This is a genomic window from Fulvivirga sedimenti (assembly GCF_020328055.1).
The window spans coordinates 636,869-652,561 of sequence record NZ_JAIXNE010000002.1; the positions used below are offsets into that span (position 1 = coordinate 636,869).

Genomic DNA, 15,693 nt, shown 5'->3' on the forward strand with positions numbered 1-15,693 from the left:
ATCAATCCTTGCTATGAAGGCAGGAAAACCTGCTTTTTAAGCCTCAAAATCGTTTCAAATGCCGGAATTTCGGCGAATGAAACATACAGACACGTCTTTGAAACACAGAGACAAATTATGCCCGGATTATTTTCAGAGCTTTAAATCATCGATCTGCAAACGGCATCTCGATAATTTATGTAAACCAAAAAAACACTATCATGAAACGCTTTGAAATTATTGTACTTGTATTTATCGTCCTGTTCGGGTTCAACTGTTCCAGTGATGATTCCGAACCAACACCGCAGGTGACCATTGAAGATTTCGAGGGAAGCTGGATTGCATCTTCTGCGATTTTTACAAATAAATCCAATTCCTCGGAGGTCGTGAATTTTATTGCCGCAGGAGGAGAAATTCGCTATACCATGCTGCCGGGGGGAGAAGGACGCACCCGAACCTGGATTGAATTTCAAAATAATCCGGTTGATGAGTGGGATGCCATCATATCACTGGGTCCGAATAAAACTTATATATCAACTCCTGCAGAGGCAGGCAGGCCCGTAGTTACCGGAACGTATGAAATGGGGAATAATACGATCACACTCACAAACAGTAATGACAGTTTTGATTTTGCAAATTCCGGAAATGAAGAACCTGCAACGTCTGTTATTGTTTTTGTCCCCAACAATTAGGATTTACCAGACTGAAATATATCGCAAAGAATCTGCGCTATAATTGGTAAAATTCAATTAGGGCACTAAATTGATTGTGAAGGATTGATCAGAACAAATTAGCTGCGGACATTCTCTTTCGTCCAAGGTTGATTTACCGGACGTTTCAAGATCTGATGATTTCTTTATCCATCGTAAACATTAATCATAAGCCCCGTTGAAATTATGAATACCAGTGAATTTGTTAAGGATCTTAATGTTCAATATTTCAACGGGGAATTGTCCCCGAAGTTCCAGGCCAAACTAGAGCGATTACCCATTGACAGGCCCGATGTTTTCGCCTTTATTCAACGAATGTTTGGCTGGATCAGCAGTTCAGGGTTGCCGGCAAAGGACATGTCCCTTCTTCAGGCAGATATATTCGGGACGCTCCTGGCACGAATACTGCCGGGTGCCTGGGAGGGCAAAGTGCCTCCCATCACCATCCAGGGCCGACATGCGGTCATTGATCAATATGTTAAATCAAATTCCTGGTTGGCTTCCGAGGGGAAAGAAATGCTGGACATAGGCTGTGGATTTCCTCCATTTACAACGCTCGAAACAGCGGGATTCCTGGATGACTGGAAAATCACCGGCGCAGATCCCTCACTGCCAGCCTATCTCATCTTTGATTCTGATGGAAATTATGCCACGCTTGATGAGGATAAATCTACCGTTTATTTCCAGCCAGCTATTCCATCCATCGAGAACTGGAACAAGTTACTCACGGATTCAAATGCCACAAGAACACGCTTTGAAAATTTACTGGAAGAATTACTAAATAACCCTTCCGGGGAAGACTATCCTTCCCTGAAGCTAAATCCCATCAAAAGCTATGAGACCGAACAACTGACATTTTTGAAGGGTGGAATTGGTCAGATTGACATCACTCCCAAGGATGTCATCCGATGTTTCAATGTCCTGTATTACTTTGACGATGCCTTTCTTGAAAAAGCGCTTGAATGGTTTGCTCAAAAAACAAAAGAAGGCGGGATCGTTTTAATCGGCGGTGATTGGGCAGGATCAACCGAATGCTATTATCATGTATATCAAAAAAACGGTAACCAGCTGGTGAACCGTGAGTTTGCCTTCAGCATCGATTGTCTCTGCCCCATGGGGATTGTTACCTGGTACTCCAATCATGCCGATGACAGGCAAAAAGCCGAATTGGTTAAATACATCAGTATTATCCGTAAAGATCCTGAATTCATGAATACATTTTATGCATTTCATGATGATCAGCGAAAGAATTACGACCTCTGCCCGCGGGACAGTGAAGGCTATTACGGGGGTGTGGATCCTGCCGTTCCACCTCAAATTCTGTGGACAAATGCGAGTAATATACTCAAAGAGCTTAACGAAGAAGGCCTTAATCAACTGGCGGTCGATGTACTGCGCCGCGCAGGATTCACGGCACGGGTGAACGAGGTAGGCCATATTGCTGTGGCTCCCTAGCCGGGATGCCTATCCTGACAACAATTAGTCATCGGCGTTATAAAGATTGCTTTTTTGCAATTCTATCCTGTTATTACGGTTTGTTGGCGTGAGAAAAAGACCGCCTGATGTTACCAGGTAAGGCCGGCGCCCTCATCACACAGAAACACATGATAAAATTTTTTCGGAAAATCCGTCAGCGTCTGCTTACTGAAGGTAAAACAGGCAGCTATCTCAAATATGCTTTCGGTGAAATCATTCTTGTCGTCATTGGAATTTTAATTGCACTGCAAATCAATCTCTGGAATGAGGATCGGAAATTGAAAATTCAGGAAACAAAAACGCTGCAGAACTTCGTATTGAGTTTGTCACAGGATTCCGCTTATCATGCACAGAGCACTGTGAATTACGAGAAGGCCATAAATTCAATCAATTACCTCATAGATTATATGGAGAAGGACCTTCCATATAAAGACACACTGAAATTTCATTTTTCAAATATGACCAGCGACTGGGGATTGCGATATGACTTTTCAACTTATGAATCACTTATGTCGAACGATATTAACCTCATTTCAAATGAATCGTTGAGGTCCGATATTATCAGCTATTACAACTATGCGGGCGGATTGGCAGCAAGCCTCTCTCAACGATATACCGAAGTCATTGAAGATGCTTCCAAAGCTATTCTAAGCAAGCATTTTGATCAGATGTGGAATGGGCGACCAGATGTGGTGGGCGAAATGGTTCCCATTGACTACGAGGAACTTAAAAAGGATCACCAGTTCAAATATTTCCTGAAGACACTGAAAAATCAAAATTTCTGGCTTATTCAACGTCCATTAAAGATCTCGAAGGAAAGTTACCAGCAACTTGCAAGGGATATCGAACTGGAAATAAAAAAGTTATCCAAAGATTAGAAACTTTGATCGGAGAAATTATGAGACTGAATTATCCTCTGCTTATCATCGCTTTTTTAGTTACATTTTCAAATTGCAACCCTCCCGTGGGAGATGATTCGGAATCTTCCTTTTACTCCTTTGATAAAACCAGGATCGCCTACACCGATGAAGGAAAAGGAGAACCTGTCATTCTGATTCACGGGTTTATATCAAATGGGAGTTCGTGGAACAATACTGCCCTGAAAAAACAATTGATGGAAAATGGTTACCGCGTCATTATTCCCGACCTGCGGGGTAATGGCAATTCCGATAAGCCGCAGTCCGCAGATGCCTATAAGAACAATGCCGAAGTTAAAGACCTGGTCGCCCTCGCAGACCACCTCGGCTTAACTTCGTTTATGGCCATAGGATATTCCCGCGGATCGATTGTGCTTGCCAGGTTACTTACCCGGGAAACCCGAATTTCCAAAGCTGTTTTTGGAGGTATGGGGCTTGACTTCACCAATCCGGAGTGGGACCGGCGAATTGCCTTTGCCGATGCTTTTTCGGGCCGCGCTGAGCCAAATGAAATGACAGAAGGGGCCATCAATTATGCAAAATCCATCAATGCGGATCTGAAGGTTTTAGGGTTTCTTCAGGACTATCAGCCGGTTACATCAACGGAAGAGCTTCGGAAAATTAAAAATGAAATCCTTGTGATTTGCGGAGATCAGGACAGAGATAATGGTGATCCGGAAGAGCTCAAAAATCAATTCCAGAACAGTACCCTGATCATCGTTGAGGGAGATCATAATAATACCTACAAACAGGACAATTTTGCGGTAGGTGTTCTGACATTCTTAACCAGCAGTTGATGACGTTCTTATCATGAAAGCACTCAAAGCCCTACTTTTTGTCACACCGCTCCTGTTGCTCATCGTTTTCCTGCTGTTTGGGTACCGGGATATTCCCATTGAAACGCTGACAGAGAAATATGCGCCTCCTCCCTCCTCTTTTATTAACGTTGAAGGGATGAATGTCCATTACCGGGATGAAGGAAGAAGTTCAATACCCGTTGTGCTTATCCACGGCACCGGTTCAAGTTTGCATACGTTTGAGGAATGGGCATCACAGTTAAAGAAAGATCATCGTGTTTTACGAATGGATCTGCCGGGGTACGGCCTAACAGGACCCTTTCCGGATCAGAATTATTCGATGGACCATTATGTAGAATTCGTGAGGGATTTTCTGAAGGCTTTGGAAATAAAAAAATGCATACTCGGTGGAAACTCTCTGGGAGGTAATATCGCGTGGCGTTTTACCGCCGAATACCCGGAAATGGTTGAGAAGCTCATTCTGATTGATGCCTCCGGGTATCCACAGAAGGCAAAAAGTGTTCCGCTTGCATTTAAAGTGGCACGGATCCCGGTGATTAAAAATATATTCACGTATATCACTCCCAAGTCCGTAGCCAGGTCAAGCGTAAAAAATGTGTATGCCGACAAATCAAAGGTTAGTGAAGCGTTGGTGGATCGTTATTTTGAACTTACACTGCGGGAAGGAAACCGGCAGGCATTTATTGACCGGTTAAATACACCCCTGGATACCACCAGCTATAAAAGAATCAAATCCATTCAGCAATCAACCCTGATAATTTGGGGTGATCAGGATCAATTGATACCCATTGAAGCTGCCTACAGGTTTCATGATGATCTGCCTGCAGACACCCTGGTAATTCTGAAAGATACAGGACATGTTCCCATGGAAGAAAGTCCGGATCAGAGCCTGGAAGCAGTTGTGGCCTTCCTTAAGTAGGCAAAATCATAAATTATCCTTTGGGCTAAACATCTGTAAGCCAACCGGATATAAAATTTGAATCATCAGCCTTTGAAAACATGTACCTAAAAGGATGAAAATACAGCGGTTTCTTTGAAAGATTATTGATTAATTTATGATCTGGAACTCTATCGTTATATTAATATTAGTTACTGAGAATAATGAAATATTTTTTGACATGCATCCTGATATTGTTAATGCAGGAGGTGAATTCACAGATTAAAGCAGTTACTGAAAAAGGAGATACCATTTACGTTTATGACAATGGTACCTGGAGTTTTGAACTTCTTGACGAACTGCCTGACGATTCCGATGAATTGAATTTTCTTTCGGATGTGCTGGTACCGGATACCATCGCCCAACATTTTCTGGTACCCGGCAATGCCACAAAGGAAGTGAGTGATGCCAGGGGTATGTTTACCATCAGGTATGACGAAAATAAGTGGAGACGGGTTCCGCCGGCCACATTGAATGAGGAAGCAGATTTTGCCTTCCAGGCGAAGGAAACGGATATATGGAGCATTGTAATCGCAGAGGAGATCACCATTTCACCTGATAAGTTATTCCTGATCGCTAAAAACACAATGAAGGAACGAATCGGTTACGAACCGAAGGTAATCAAAACAGAAGTCAGAACAGTTAATGGTTCCGAAGTAGTGAGAGGAGTTTTGCTGGCCGAGTTTTCAGGGATCACGTTCATTTTTGATACGTACTACTTTTCCAATGACCTGGGGTCTGTTCAATTTACCACCTATACAAGTGATAAAATCTGGGAGAGAAATGAAGATCTGATTTTAGAGCTGTTAAATGGGTTCATCGGTAATTAATATATCACCCATTATTAGTGCTGCATCGGACTAAATTGATCCGGAATCAATACTTCAGATACCAATCAAAGTATTCTTCCCTGATCTTCTGCTTTTCGGTGCGGATGAATTCCAGGTAATACTCACTCACCGGGGACATCTTCTTTCCTTTCAGCCAGATCAATCGCCATTCTGTTTTTATGGGTAAACCCCTGGATGGCAACAAATGAAGTTCATTATTCAAAAGTTCATTCTTCATACCGATCAACGGCATAATGGAATAGCCAAGCCCGGCGATCACTGCCTGCTTCACCGCTTCATTGGAAGTAAGCTCCATTCTTTTTCTTTGCTGACCTTCGTGCTTGTCAAAGTACTGCTCCATGGCCATGCGCGTAGCAGAACCCTCCTCCCTGTAAATAAGCGCCTTGTCCTTCCGCCTCCTGCTTTCATTCCCAAACAGATAGAGTTTATTTTCAATGAGCAGTTCTTCCTCAATATCCAGTTTATCCGGCAGAACGGAGACCAGGGCAAAATCAGTCTCGTTGTTCTTCAGGCTTTCAATCACCCTGCTCTTGTTGGTAACATCAAGCACCAGGTCAATCCCTGTATTCTTCTCCAGGAAACCGGATAAGAAATATGGAATTACATATTTTCCTGTGGAAGCTGAAGAAATATTGAGCCTCCCGGTTAATAATCCCTCGTAAGCCTGGGTCTTGTAATTTATATTTTCCAGTTCCTGAATCACCTTCTCCGCTATCTTGCCGATTTCGATTCCAAAATCAGTAACATATAATTGTCGCCCAATCACCTCGGTAAGTGGAATATCAAACTGATCCTGGAATTTCTTAAGCTGAATGGATACGGCAGGCTGCGTCATAAAAAGCTCCTCCGATGCCTTGGTGATACTTCTGGTCTGAATCACCTTCAGGAATATCTGCAATTGATGTATCGTGTAATTCATAACTTTTACTTATGTATTATATAATAAATATAAATAAAAATATATGATTTTAATTCACAAACTTTGCACCGGATTAAAAATAAAACGTATCTGCATGAATTTAGATTTTATCATATTGATCATCCTGCTGTCACCGCTCGCATTTTTAGCGACAGCCATTGTTTCATGGTTTCAGCCGGGTATGCGGCCAATACTTACGAAAAGAATGGGAATCTCATCCGCTTTACTAAGTATTATAACCGCCGCGATAAGCGGTTTTTTTGTGATTAAATACGGACTCCTTGAATCGTCCTTACTGGGCGTCAACAACCTTGGATTTAGCGTACGCCTGGATTCTGTTAGCATGATCATGTTCTCAATGATCGCAGTCATCGCATTCATTGTGATGAAATTTTCCCTCAATTATCTCGACGGTGATCGTAACCACGGCCGCTTCATCGGACGCCTGGCGGCTACAATCGCATCGGTACAACTTTTGGTCCTTTCCGGAAACCTTGGTCTGCTGCTGATATCCTGGATTCTGACCAGTATTTCATTGCATCGGCTGCTCGTTTTTTATCATGACAGGCCCGGAGCCATCAGCGCAGCACGAAAAAAATTCATTATGGCCAGACTGGGTGATCTCTGCCTGCTGATCGCCGTTTCCCTCCTCTACGCTCAATTCGGAACAGGGAACATGGAGACCATATTTCAGCAGATCAACCTGGCTTCACTTCCTGTAAATGTGGAAGCAGCGGCCATCGCACTGGTATTTGCTGCACTCTTCAAATCAGCCCAGTTCCCCACCCATGGATGGCTGATCGAAGTAATGGAAACCCCTACCCCCGTATCCGCATTGCTCCATGCCGGATTACTGAATGCAGGCCCTTTCCTGCTTATCCGAATGGCATTCGTAATGGATGCAAGTATATATGCACCCATCTTCATCATCACAATCGGCGGATTTACCGCGATGTTTGCCTCCCTGGCATTCCTTACCCAAACATCGGTAAAAACTGCCTTAGGTTATTCCAGCGTTGCTCATATGGGATTCAGCCTGATGGTGTGCGGACTCGGAGTTTATCCGGCAGCCATGCTGCACCTGGTAGCCCACTCATTTTATAAAGCCCACTCTTTTCTTTCCTCAGGAAGTATTATCGATTCAATCAGGACATCAAAGGTGAAGATGACGAAACGTACCGGCAGCCCCATCAAAATCGCTGCCGGATTTATGCTGGCACTTGGCATTTACGCCGCATTTGCTCTTCTCTGGGGTATTGACCCAAATAAAGAACTGGCACTTCTGGCCATTGGCGCGATCATGGTAATGGGACTATCGACGCTCTTTACTTCCGCTCTCGATTCAAACGGAAGTTTCCAGCTGGTCATACGGGCATCCATACTGGCACTGATTGTCGCCACCTCCTTTTTCACACTTGAATCAGGTTTTCACTATCTCCTGGCAGGCCAGGTTCCTGACCTATCAGGATTGAGCCTTACAGAAATGTGGCTGATCGGTGGAGTACTACTGGCTTTCAGTATGGTCGTTTTCTTTCAAATCCTGGCACCATTATTTGGTACCAGTCAGACCTATACAGCAGTTGCCATTCACCTGCGTAATGGCCTGTACGCCAACGCGGTACTTGACCGTATCATCGGATCTCTGCGGATTCCTGCTCCTGCTCATGGTTCCATCGCAATCGAGCAACTGGAAATGAATAAACGCCAGGAATCCGTAACCATCGAAAAACTCGAAAAGGAAGTTATATAGCCTGTTTGTCAACAGTTTGACTCATACTAACAAGAAAAGAATGAACAAAAATAATCCTGAAATAAACAATATGTCAGCCGACTCAAAAAACCGGAAACAATTACTGGAAACCATGCGCACGGCGGCAAAAAAGATCGCGCCGGTATGGCCACTCGAAAGGTTTGTGGCGGTAAACCCGTACCTGGGTCTTACAGATAATCGCTTCGAAAACGTTGCCCGGGATCTCGCTATGGCCGGAGGAATTCAGATGACCCTTCCCACCGCCTTCTACCTTCAAAAGATGGAGGAAGGAAAACTATCCCGGCAAGATATTTTTGAAGCGCTCAACCGACATCACAATGAAACAAGCGTAGATGAATTCCTGGATTCCGCGAAACAAATTTCGGAAATCCACACTTTTGAACTCATTCCCACCATGGCCGACGTTGCCCAAAAGGTTACCGAAAAAGACTGGACCCGGTTCATGATCGCACGGATCTCCACCTGGGCGGCTTCCTATTTCGACCAGGGTCAGGCGATCTGGAAAGCAGCAGACCAGGAAAAAAGTCCGTTCGCTGCCTGGAAACTTGAGGCCAGCGTAGATCTTACCACAGAAATGAGCGGACTGAAGGGATTCAGAAAAGCGGTAAAAGCGTTCCCCGAAAATGCGGTTGACGCGGCACAGGAAGCACTAAAAACCCTGAATATACCCGACGATGGAAAAGACATCTACCTCCACAGCCTGCTCCTGCGCGTCGGGGGATGGGCGGCCTACGCTGCACGTGTAGACTGGGACAATGAACTGTACGGAGGAAAGGATGGAGTACTGATTGAATTCCTGGCAATTCTTCTCTGCTGGGAAGCATGCCTGCTGAAATGCATACCGCATAAAGAACTTGAATCGGAATGGAACACAGCAAGGAAAACTTTGCCCTTCGCTACCATTCAAAAAGAACTTAACCAGCAGCTAACACAAAAGCTCATACTGCAGGAAGCCTATGACCTGGCCGCACAGCGTGAAATTGTCAGCAAATTCAACGATTCCGGTGAGATACTGAAAAAGTCAAAAGAACAGGCTAAAGCCCAGGCCATATTCTGTATCGATGTGCGCTCGGAGGTTTATCGCAGAAACCTTGAAATGGCCGACAGCGATATTGAAACCCTCGGTTTTGCTGGGTTCTTCGCCTTCCCGATCAACTATGTCCCCATAGGACATGAGACCGGCGAGGCACAGTGCCCGGTACTGCTGAAAACAGGTCCGACGATCCTGGAAGAAATGCCGGATAGCGAAACAACACAACGGGCGTTGAATAACCGGGTATTGTACCGACAGGTTAAACAGGCCTGGAAATCATTCAAATCGGGTGCCATCACCTGCTTCAGTTTTGTAAGCCCCATCGGCCTGTCATACCTGCCTAAGCTTTTTACCGATAGCTTCGGACTAACCCGGCCTGTCCCACACCCGGATCAGGATGGTTTGAAAAGTGAGTTTGTTAAAAATAAACGGGTAAGTCTTACTGCCTCAGGGCATGACCACCCAACAAGTGGAATTCCACTGGATCAGCAGATCAGCATGGCAAAGAATGCACTTTCGGCCATGTCTCTGACCGATGATTTTGCCAGATTTGTGCTGATTGTGGGTCATGGCTCTACCATGGTGAATAATCCGCATGCCACCGGATACGACTGCGGAGCATGTGGCGGACATACAGGTGAGTCTAACGCCAGGGTTGCGGCCGAGGTCCTGAACAACAGGGAGGTGCGCGCCGGTCTGCAACGGGAGAATATCTTCATACCTGTAAATACAGTATTTCTCGCCTGCCTCCACGACACGACAACAGATGAGGTTACGATCTTCAATGAATATGACGTGCCTTCGGATCGTCACGCCGAACTTTCTGAATTAAAGGAATCACTGCGGAACGCAGGTCACGGTTCACGAACAGAGCGTGCACTCCGACTGGCATCAGAAGACGGGCTGGATGCCGACAAATCAATCATGTTCAGAAGTAAGGACTGGTCACAAACAAGGCCTGAGTGGGGATTGGCGGGCTGTTCAGCCTTTGTGGTTGCCCCGCGGGAACGCACAAAAGGAATCGATTTCGGCGGACGCTCCTTCCTCCACTCCTATGACTGGAAAAATGACAAGGATTTCGGAGTCCTGGAACTGATCATGACCGCTCCCATGGTGGTCACCAGCTGGATCAGCCTTCAGTACTACGCCTCCACTGTCGATAACCGCCTCTTCGGATCCGGGAACAAAACGCTTCACAACGTAACCGCTGGCGTGGGTGTGCTGGAAGGTTATTCCGGGGATCTGCGGGTTGGTCTGCCATGGCAGGCAGTGCATGACGGAGAAAATTTCCAGCATGAGCCTGTCAGGCTGAATGTGATCATCGAAGCACCGATCAGCGCGATGAACAACGTCCTTGAAAAACATAGTGCGGTAAAAGATCTGTGTGACAACGGATGGATCAACCTGCTTGCCATGGATGAAACCGGATCCGTTTCACATCGCTACCGCGGCGAGCTTGGCTGGGAAGAAATGAACGTTCATGCAGCCTGATCCCCGATGGATTTCTTCAAAGGCCGGCGGCTGGTCATAGCCACCAAGCATCAAAAAGAAATAATCATTGGTCCGAAGGCAGCATCGCGACTGGGGGTGCTGCCTTTTGTACCTGAGGATTTCGATACAGATGTTCTCGGAACTTTCTCCGGCGAGGTGCCGCGTGAATCGGATCCGCTATCCACTGCACGCCGTAAATGTGAACTTGCGATGGAACTCACGGGCTGTGACCTGGCCATCGCCAGCGAGGGATCATTCGGAGCGCATCCCGCATATGTCTTTATCCCGGGAAACGAAGAAATCGTCATGCTCAAAGACCTCAAAAATGATCTCGAGATTGTAGGTAAAAAGCTGAGCACAGATACCAATTTTGGCGGAGAGGTCTGTCGGAACCAGGAAGAGCTGGAAGCCTTCGCCATCAAATCTGGTTTCCCAGATCATGCCCTGATTATTCGTAATGCCCAGGATTCTGCCGAAACAATCTTCACGGGCATCAATTCCTGGGATAACTTACGTTCCAAATTCCAAAATATAATGGGCAGGTATGGTGACGCCTTCATTGAAACTGATATGAGGGCCATGTACAATCCTAAACGCATGAAGGTAATTGGCGAAGCAACAGATAACCTGCTGGAACTGGCCTTAACTTCCTGCAGTGAATGCGAAACACCCGGATATGGAATAACAGATGTTGTAAAGGGATTGCCCTGCGACTTGTGCGGGGCCCCCACCCAATCAATTAAGTCCTACATTTATTCCTGCAAAAAATGTGGACATCGAGAAATCCGGCCCAATCCACACAAATCGGTTGAATCACCCCAATACTGTGATTTCTGCAATCCGTAGTACTGAGATAACTCAAATAATAATCCGGGACCCATCCTGATATTGTATCTTCCATTGCTTTTTCACTTCTTGTGTTATGTTTAGCCATCCCAAAGGATAAATCAATCAGATTATCAATGAAAACTGTGGTCTTCCTGATGCTGTCCCTTTCTATCCTTTGTAAACATCTTCCTGCTTTAGCTCAACAATCAGACCCATCATCCAAGAATAAATGGAGTCATGACATTGAGGCCTGGCTATATCTTATACCGGACGGCACCATATTTTCACCCATTTATGCGGCCGACAAAGACCGGATTCACCTGGAAGCCCATTACAATTATGAAGACCTGAATACTTTCTCCGCCTGGTTCGGATACAATTTTAGTGGCGGAAATAAACTCTCTTTTACCATCACCCCCATGGCAGGAGTTGTTGTTGGAAATCTGAACGGACTGGCCCCCGGACTGGAGACAAATTTTGATTTTGGAAGATTCAATTTCAATTCAACTTCTCAATATGTTTTTGATTTTTCAGATAAGCAGCTCGACTACTACTATAACTGGACAGATTTCTCCTATTCACCGCTCGACTGGTTATTTTTTGGGGGGAGTTTGCAACGAACCAGGCTTTACGAAGGCTCCCTCGAACTGCAGCGGGGCGCCCTGCTTGGCATAAGTTACAGATGGCTTGAGTTATCGGGTTACTGGTACAATCCCGCTCATAGTGATTCCTATGTCGTACTAGCAATCACTATGTCCATCCCTGAACCCTAGCACATTATTCGGATTTCAGCTCCAGTATTTCAATTTTCCTGAATTGTGTCGGATGACTTTCAGCCTGGATAGCAATATATCCCGAGCCCATGGGTTTACCCTCCTGGTATACTAGCGAATCATACCCGCTGATGGCTCCGCCTCCCATCTGCATGTTGGTATAGGTAAATACGGTATCCCCCTCAACAAGATGGTGAATAACCGAATCCCCCAGCACGATCATTTCAACCTCTACCCACTGATCTCCCCGGTAGGTTTTGGATGTTGAATTCATGCAATGGTCTGTCCTGAACTCGCCATCAATGAACACATTAGATCCGGGCGTACAAAGGTTCATGGTTGATCGCTCGCCCTCTTCACTTCCGCCCAGGATCTGAGCTTCCAGGCAAATTGGAAAATCCTGGTTCAGACCCATGCTTTCTGGGGACTGACAATGCAGCATGAACCCATTATTTCGAAATGCCCAACCTGGTCCGCCTTTCACCTGATCCCCGATGAATCGATATTCAGCCCGAAGCCTGTAATGCGAAAAGGGCTTTTCATAGAACAGGTGACCGAATTCAAAATTAAAAGAATCATATTCGTCGTAGGATACCGTTAACATTCCATCCTCAACACGAAACGTATTTTTATAATTATCTCCGAGTTCAGCGCCCCGGATCTTAATCTTCCATCCACTTAAATCCTTACCATTGAACAATTGGACCCATTCAGGCTGCCCATTTTGCTCGGCCGAATTTCGGGTATCAGTACCGCAGCCTAAAAGACCTGCCAGGAGGAACAAATAGCAAAGTTGTTTCATAAATCTGGGTTGATTTTTGAATAAATATAGTAAAATAAAACCGGGCTGGATGAACACCTTTTATCCACCACTTTCCGGAATTCAGTTACCTTCCCGGTATACGAATGCTAATCACAATGTTTGTAACTTCAGGCAGCAACAAGTATTATACTCATTGATATGAAATACAACAAATATATTCAGGATGCACCACCGGTTTCTGAAATCGGACTGGGCGCATGGCAGCTGGGCGTCGACTCCGGCTGGAAAGTCATGTCGGAAAAAGAGGCAATGGAAATGGTGCATAAAGCACTTGACTACGGCATCAACTTTTTCGATACCGCCCCGAATTACGGGTATGGAACAGGGGAAGATCGGCTTGGCCGCGCACTGAAAGGTACTGACCGAGACAAGATCGTGATCAATACCAAATTCGGACATACAGATTCCGGAACCATGAATTACGAATCGGACTATATTCGGAAGTCGCTGGAGGGAAGCCTCAGAAGACTGCAGGTCGACTATGTAGACTCCCTCATTATCCATAATCCCCCATCCCACTACCTGGTTGGCAACCAAAACGATCATTATGAAATTCTGGAACGCCTGATTGACGAAGGAAAAATTAAGGCTTATGGTGCTTCCCTGGATACGTACGACGACATGAGTCTGCTCATGCAAACAACCGGCGCAAAAGTGATTGAAGCTTTTTTCAATATCCTTCACCAGGATGCTGCCCGGGCGTTTGACATGGCCATTCAAAAAGAAGTTGGCATCATCGTAAAGATTCCGCTCGATTCCGGCTGGCTTTCCGGGAAGTACGATGTTAATAGCACCTTTGATGATATCCGAAGCCGATGGACTCGTAAGGATATCCAAACACGAGCCCGGTTGGTTGAAAGAATTAAGGAAATCACCACGGCCAGTGACAATCTGGCCCAACTTGCCATTGCATTTTGCCTGAGCTATGATGCTGTCTCAACAGTAATTCCGGGGAATGTGAACCTGGCCCAGCTGAAAAGCAATGTTGAAAGCATCAATCACCGAGTTTCGCCTGAAATAATTCTAGAGCTGGAAAAATTCTATAACGATGAAGTGAAGCATCTGAATCTTCCCTGGTGAGGTAATCCGGAAGCAGAATAGCAGAAATAACTAATAAGAAAAAATCTTAATATTGGTCTAAAATATTTTATTTGGATATTCTGTATCCATGCTGGATATTGAGGTAACCAACTAATTATCAGCCCATATGCTTAAATCCATTCATCCGAAGTTGCCGATGCGCAACAAGAAAATTACACGGGACTATTACCTTAATCAATTAGGGTTCCAGGATGCCGGAAGTGCCGACTATGATGGCTACCTGATGATAAAAAAAGACAATATTGAAATACACTTTTTTGAATTTCCTGAACTCAACCCGCGCGAGAATTACGGGCAGGTCTATATTCGAGTTCGCGATATCGAAACATTCTATAAAATGCTTCTGGATAGAAATGTTAAAATACATCCGAATGCCCCCCTCCAGGAAAAGCCATGGGGTCAAAAGGAATTTGCCCTGCTGGATCCGGATACGAATCTTTTAACCTTCGGGGAGCCAGGCTGAAAAGATCATCATTCGAGCCTTCCAGCTCCCTTTTCGATGTGATTACTTTTTGCTTTCTTAAGGGAATAAACTACCACACCATGGGTCCAGGGCATAGCCTGATCCGTCGTGCTTAATGTAGGAAAACGAGAATATTCAAATAAGGAAAGAAATGATAGAAACATTAGAAGAATACGCATTAATCGCAGAAATTATATCAGCAATTGCTATAATCATATCATTAGTATTTGTTGGTGTTCAAATTAAGGCGAATACCAAAGCCACACAAGCATCATCATTTCATGAAATTGCTGCTCTGGATATCAACATACTCCTGAATTTTAGTAGTTCTCAAGAATTAGCAAGGTTAATCACAGTTTTTAGAGATAATCCTGACTCATTGAGTGAAGAAGAGAAGATGCACGGTTTTTACTTGTTTGGTGCTGAAGTCCGGCACGTTGAAAATTTATTTCTACAAAATGAAAATAAAATGTTGAGTGCGAAAAATTGGAAATCTCGAAAAGCACTGGTTGATGGCGTGGTGCTATCTGCTGGATTTGGAGCATTACTAAAACATCCTTTTCGTAAGTTTTTTGATGGCTCATTTATTGATTACGGCATAGATCAAAGAAAAAAATCTGGACTAACTGATTAATTTTGAATGCTAGCTATTCAAAAATAAGCACAACAACGACAATCATTCTGAATCTTGACTACTAGGCATTTTATCACGACATTGATAATTATAATCTGCTATAGTATGTGATGCTTCCACCGCAAGTACGTTGTCGTTCATTATAAAAAACTACCAGCTGTGCAGCCAT

The 15,693-nt window shown here is 44.8% G+C and carries 15 protein-coding genes; 13 read left to right on the forward strand and 2 right to left on the reverse strand.

Annotated elements, in window-relative coordinates; translation table 11 throughout:
• Nucleotides 1–200 precede the first annotated feature (200 nt).
• The 6 genes from LDX50_RS09145 (at nucleotide 201) to LDX50_RS09170 (ending at nucleotide 5,667) form a co-directional block, all read left to right on the forward strand.
• On the forward strand, nucleotides 201–671 hold the full coding sequence (locus LDX50_RS09145) for a hypothetical protein (protein ID WP_225698138.1): 471 nt from the start codon (nucleotides 201–203) through the stop codon (nucleotides 669–671).
• 204 nt (nucleotides 672–875) lie between these two features.
• On the forward strand, nucleotides 876–2,144 hold the full coding sequence (locus LDX50_RS09150; protein WP_225698139.1) for a hypothetical protein: 1,269 nt from the start codon (nucleotides 876–878) through the stop codon (nucleotides 2,142–2,144).
• 149 nt (nucleotides 2,145–2,293) lie between these two features.
• Nucleotides 2,294–3,043: a DUF6090 family protein gene (locus LDX50_RS09155; protein ID WP_225698140.1), complete on the forward strand. Its 750-nt coding sequence runs from the start codon at nucleotides 2,294–2,296 to the stop codon at nucleotides 3,041–3,043.
• Between the two features lie 20 nt (nucleotides 3,044–3,063).
• Nucleotides 3,064–3,879 (forward strand): alpha/beta fold hydrolase, encoded by an 816-nt coding sequence (locus LDX50_RS09160; protein WP_225698141.1) that lies wholly within the window; start codon nucleotides 3,064–3,066, stop codon nucleotides 3,877–3,879.
• Between the two features lie 13 nt (nucleotides 3,880–3,892).
• A complete protein-coding gene (locus tag LDX50_RS09165) occupies nucleotides 3,893–4,819 on the forward strand; it encodes an alpha/beta fold hydrolase (protein ID WP_225698142.1) in 927 nt (308 codons plus the stop codon).
• A gap of 182 nt (nucleotides 4,820–5,001) precedes the next feature.
• Complete coding sequence (locus LDX50_RS09170) at nucleotides 5,002–5,667, forward strand: hypothetical protein (protein ID WP_225698143.1); 666 nt, start codon at nucleotides 5,002–5,004, stop codon at nucleotides 5,665–5,667.
• A gap of 46 nt (nucleotides 5,668–5,713) precedes the next feature.
• Here LDX50_RS09170 and LDX50_RS09175 read toward each other — a convergent pair whose 3' ends face one another.
• Nucleotides 5,714–6,607 carry a LysR family transcriptional regulator gene (locus LDX50_RS09175; protein ID WP_225698144.1) on the reverse strand — a complete coding sequence of 298 codons (894 nt, stop codon included), beginning with the start codon at nucleotides 6,605–6,607 and terminating at the stop codon, nucleotides 5,714–5,716.
• 94 nt (nucleotides 6,608–6,701) lie between these two features.
• Here LDX50_RS09175 and LDX50_RS09180 point away from each other — a divergent pair, with 94 nt between their 5' ends.
• The 4 genes from LDX50_RS09180 (at nucleotide 6,702) to LDX50_RS09195 (ending at nucleotide 12,503) form a co-directional block, all read left to right on the forward strand.
• Nucleotides 6,702–8,357 (forward strand): proton-conducting transporter transmembrane domain-containing protein, encoded by a 1,656-nt coding sequence (locus LDX50_RS09180; protein WP_225698145.1) that lies wholly within the window; start codon nucleotides 6,702–6,704, stop codon nucleotides 8,355–8,357.
• 40 nt (nucleotides 8,358–8,397) lie between these two features.
• Nucleotides 8,398–10,902, forward strand: coding sequence for a YbcC family protein (locus LDX50_RS09185; protein ID WP_225698146.1), 2,505 nt, complete (start codon nucleotides 8,398–8,400; stop codon nucleotides 10,900–10,902).
• 6 nt (nucleotides 10,903–10,908) lie between these two features.
• Nucleotides 10,909–11,748, forward strand: a complete 840-nt coding sequence (locus LDX50_RS09190; protein ID WP_225698147.1) for a DUF6671 family protein — start codon at nucleotides 10,909–10,911, stop codon at nucleotides 11,746–11,748.
• A gap of 116 nt (nucleotides 11,749–11,864) precedes the next feature.
• Nucleotides 11,865–12,503 carry a hypothetical protein gene (locus LDX50_RS09195; protein WP_225698148.1) on the forward strand — a complete coding sequence of 213 codons (639 nt, stop codon included), beginning with the start codon at nucleotides 11,865–11,867 and terminating at the stop codon, nucleotides 12,501–12,503.
• 4 nt (nucleotides 12,504–12,507) lie between these two features.
• Here LDX50_RS09195 and LDX50_RS09200 read toward each other — a convergent pair whose 3' ends face one another.
• A complete protein-coding gene (locus LDX50_RS09200; protein WP_225698149.1) occupies nucleotides 12,508–13,305 on the reverse strand; it encodes a 3-keto-disaccharide hydrolase in 798 nt (265 codons plus the stop codon).
• A 159-nt stretch (nucleotides 13,306–13,464) separates the two neighbouring features.
• Between LDX50_RS09200 and LDX50_RS09205 the strand changes: the two genes are divergently transcribed.
• From LDX50_RS09205 to LDX50_RS09215, 3 genes are all read left to right on the forward strand, one after another.
• Nucleotides 13,465–14,406, forward strand: a complete 942-nt coding sequence (locus LDX50_RS09205) for an aldo/keto reductase (RefSeq protein ID WP_225698150.1) — start codon at nucleotides 13,465–13,467, stop codon at nucleotides 14,404–14,406.
• 127 nt (nucleotides 14,407–14,533) lie between these two features.
• Complete coding sequence (locus LDX50_RS09210) at nucleotides 14,534–14,890, forward strand: bleomycin resistance protein (protein ID WP_225698151.1); 357 nt, start codon at nucleotides 14,534–14,536, stop codon at nucleotides 14,888–14,890.
• A 151-nt stretch (nucleotides 14,891–15,041) separates the two neighbouring features.
• Nucleotides 15,042–15,524: a hypothetical protein gene (locus LDX50_RS09215; RefSeq protein ID WP_225698152.1), complete on the forward strand. Its 483-nt coding sequence runs from the start codon at nucleotides 15,042–15,044 to the stop codon at nucleotides 15,522–15,524.
• The last annotated feature ends 169 nt before the right edge of the window (nucleotides 15,525–15,693 follow it).

What these genes read in the sequence shown, in the direction of transcription:
- LDX50_RS09180 (WP_225698145.1), top strand. Translation starts at nt 6,702, where the DNA reads ATGAATTTAGATTTTATCATATTGATCATCCTGCTGTCACCGCTCGCA.
- LDX50_RS09200 (WP_225698149.1), bottom strand. Translation starts at nt 13,305, where the DNA reads ATGAAACAACTTTGCTATTTGTTCCTCCTGGCAGGTCTTTTAGGCTGC.
- LDX50_RS09205 (WP_225698150.1), top strand. Translation starts at nt 13,465, where the DNA reads ATGAAATACAACAAATATATTCAGGATGCACCACCGGTTTCTGAAATC.
- LDX50_RS09185 (WP_225698146.1), top strand. Translation starts at nt 8,398, where the DNA reads ATGAACAAAAATAATCCTGAAATAAACAATATGTCAGCCGACTCAAAA.
- LDX50_RS09210 (WP_225698151.1), top strand. Translation starts at nt 14,534, where the DNA reads ATGCTTAAATCCATTCATCCGAAGTTGCCGATGCGCAACAAGAAAATT.
- LDX50_RS09155 (WP_225698140.1), top strand. Translation starts at nt 2,294, where the DNA reads ATGATAAAATTTTTTCGGAAAATCCGTCAGCGTCTGCTTACTGAAGGT.
- LDX50_RS09170 (WP_225698143.1), top strand. Translation starts at nt 5,002, where the DNA reads ATGAAATATTTTTTGACATGCATCCTGATATTGTTAATGCAGGAGGTG.
- LDX50_RS09145 (WP_225698138.1), top strand. Translation starts at nt 201, where the DNA reads ATGAAACGCTTTGAAATTATTGTACTTGTATTTATCGTCCTGTTCGGG.
- LDX50_RS09175 (WP_225698144.1), bottom strand. Translation starts at nt 6,607, where the DNA reads ATGAATTACACGATACATCAATTGCAGATATTCCTGAAGGTGATTCAG.
- LDX50_RS09150 (WP_225698139.1), top strand. Translation starts at nt 876, where the DNA reads ATGAATACCAGTGAATTTGTTAAGGATCTTAATGTTCAATATTTCAAC.
- LDX50_RS09195 (WP_225698148.1), top strand. Translation starts at nt 11,865, where the DNA reads ATGAAAACTGTGGTCTTCCTGATGCTGTCCCTTTCTATCCTTTGTAAA.
- LDX50_RS09215 (WP_225698152.1), top strand. Translation starts at nt 15,042, where the DNA reads ATGATAGAAACATTAGAAGAATACGCATTAATCGCAGAAATTATATCA.
- LDX50_RS09160 (WP_225698141.1), top strand. Translation starts at nt 3,064, where the DNA reads ATGAGACTGAATTATCCTCTGCTTATCATCGCTTTTTTAGTTACATTT.
- LDX50_RS09190 (WP_225698147.1), top strand. Translation starts at nt 10,909, where the DNA reads ATGGATTTCTTCAAAGGCCGGCGGCTGGTCATAGCCACCAAGCATCAA.
- LDX50_RS09165 (WP_225698142.1), top strand. Translation starts at nt 3,893, where the DNA reads ATGAAAGCACTCAAAGCCCTACTTTTTGTCACACCGCTCCTGTTGCTC.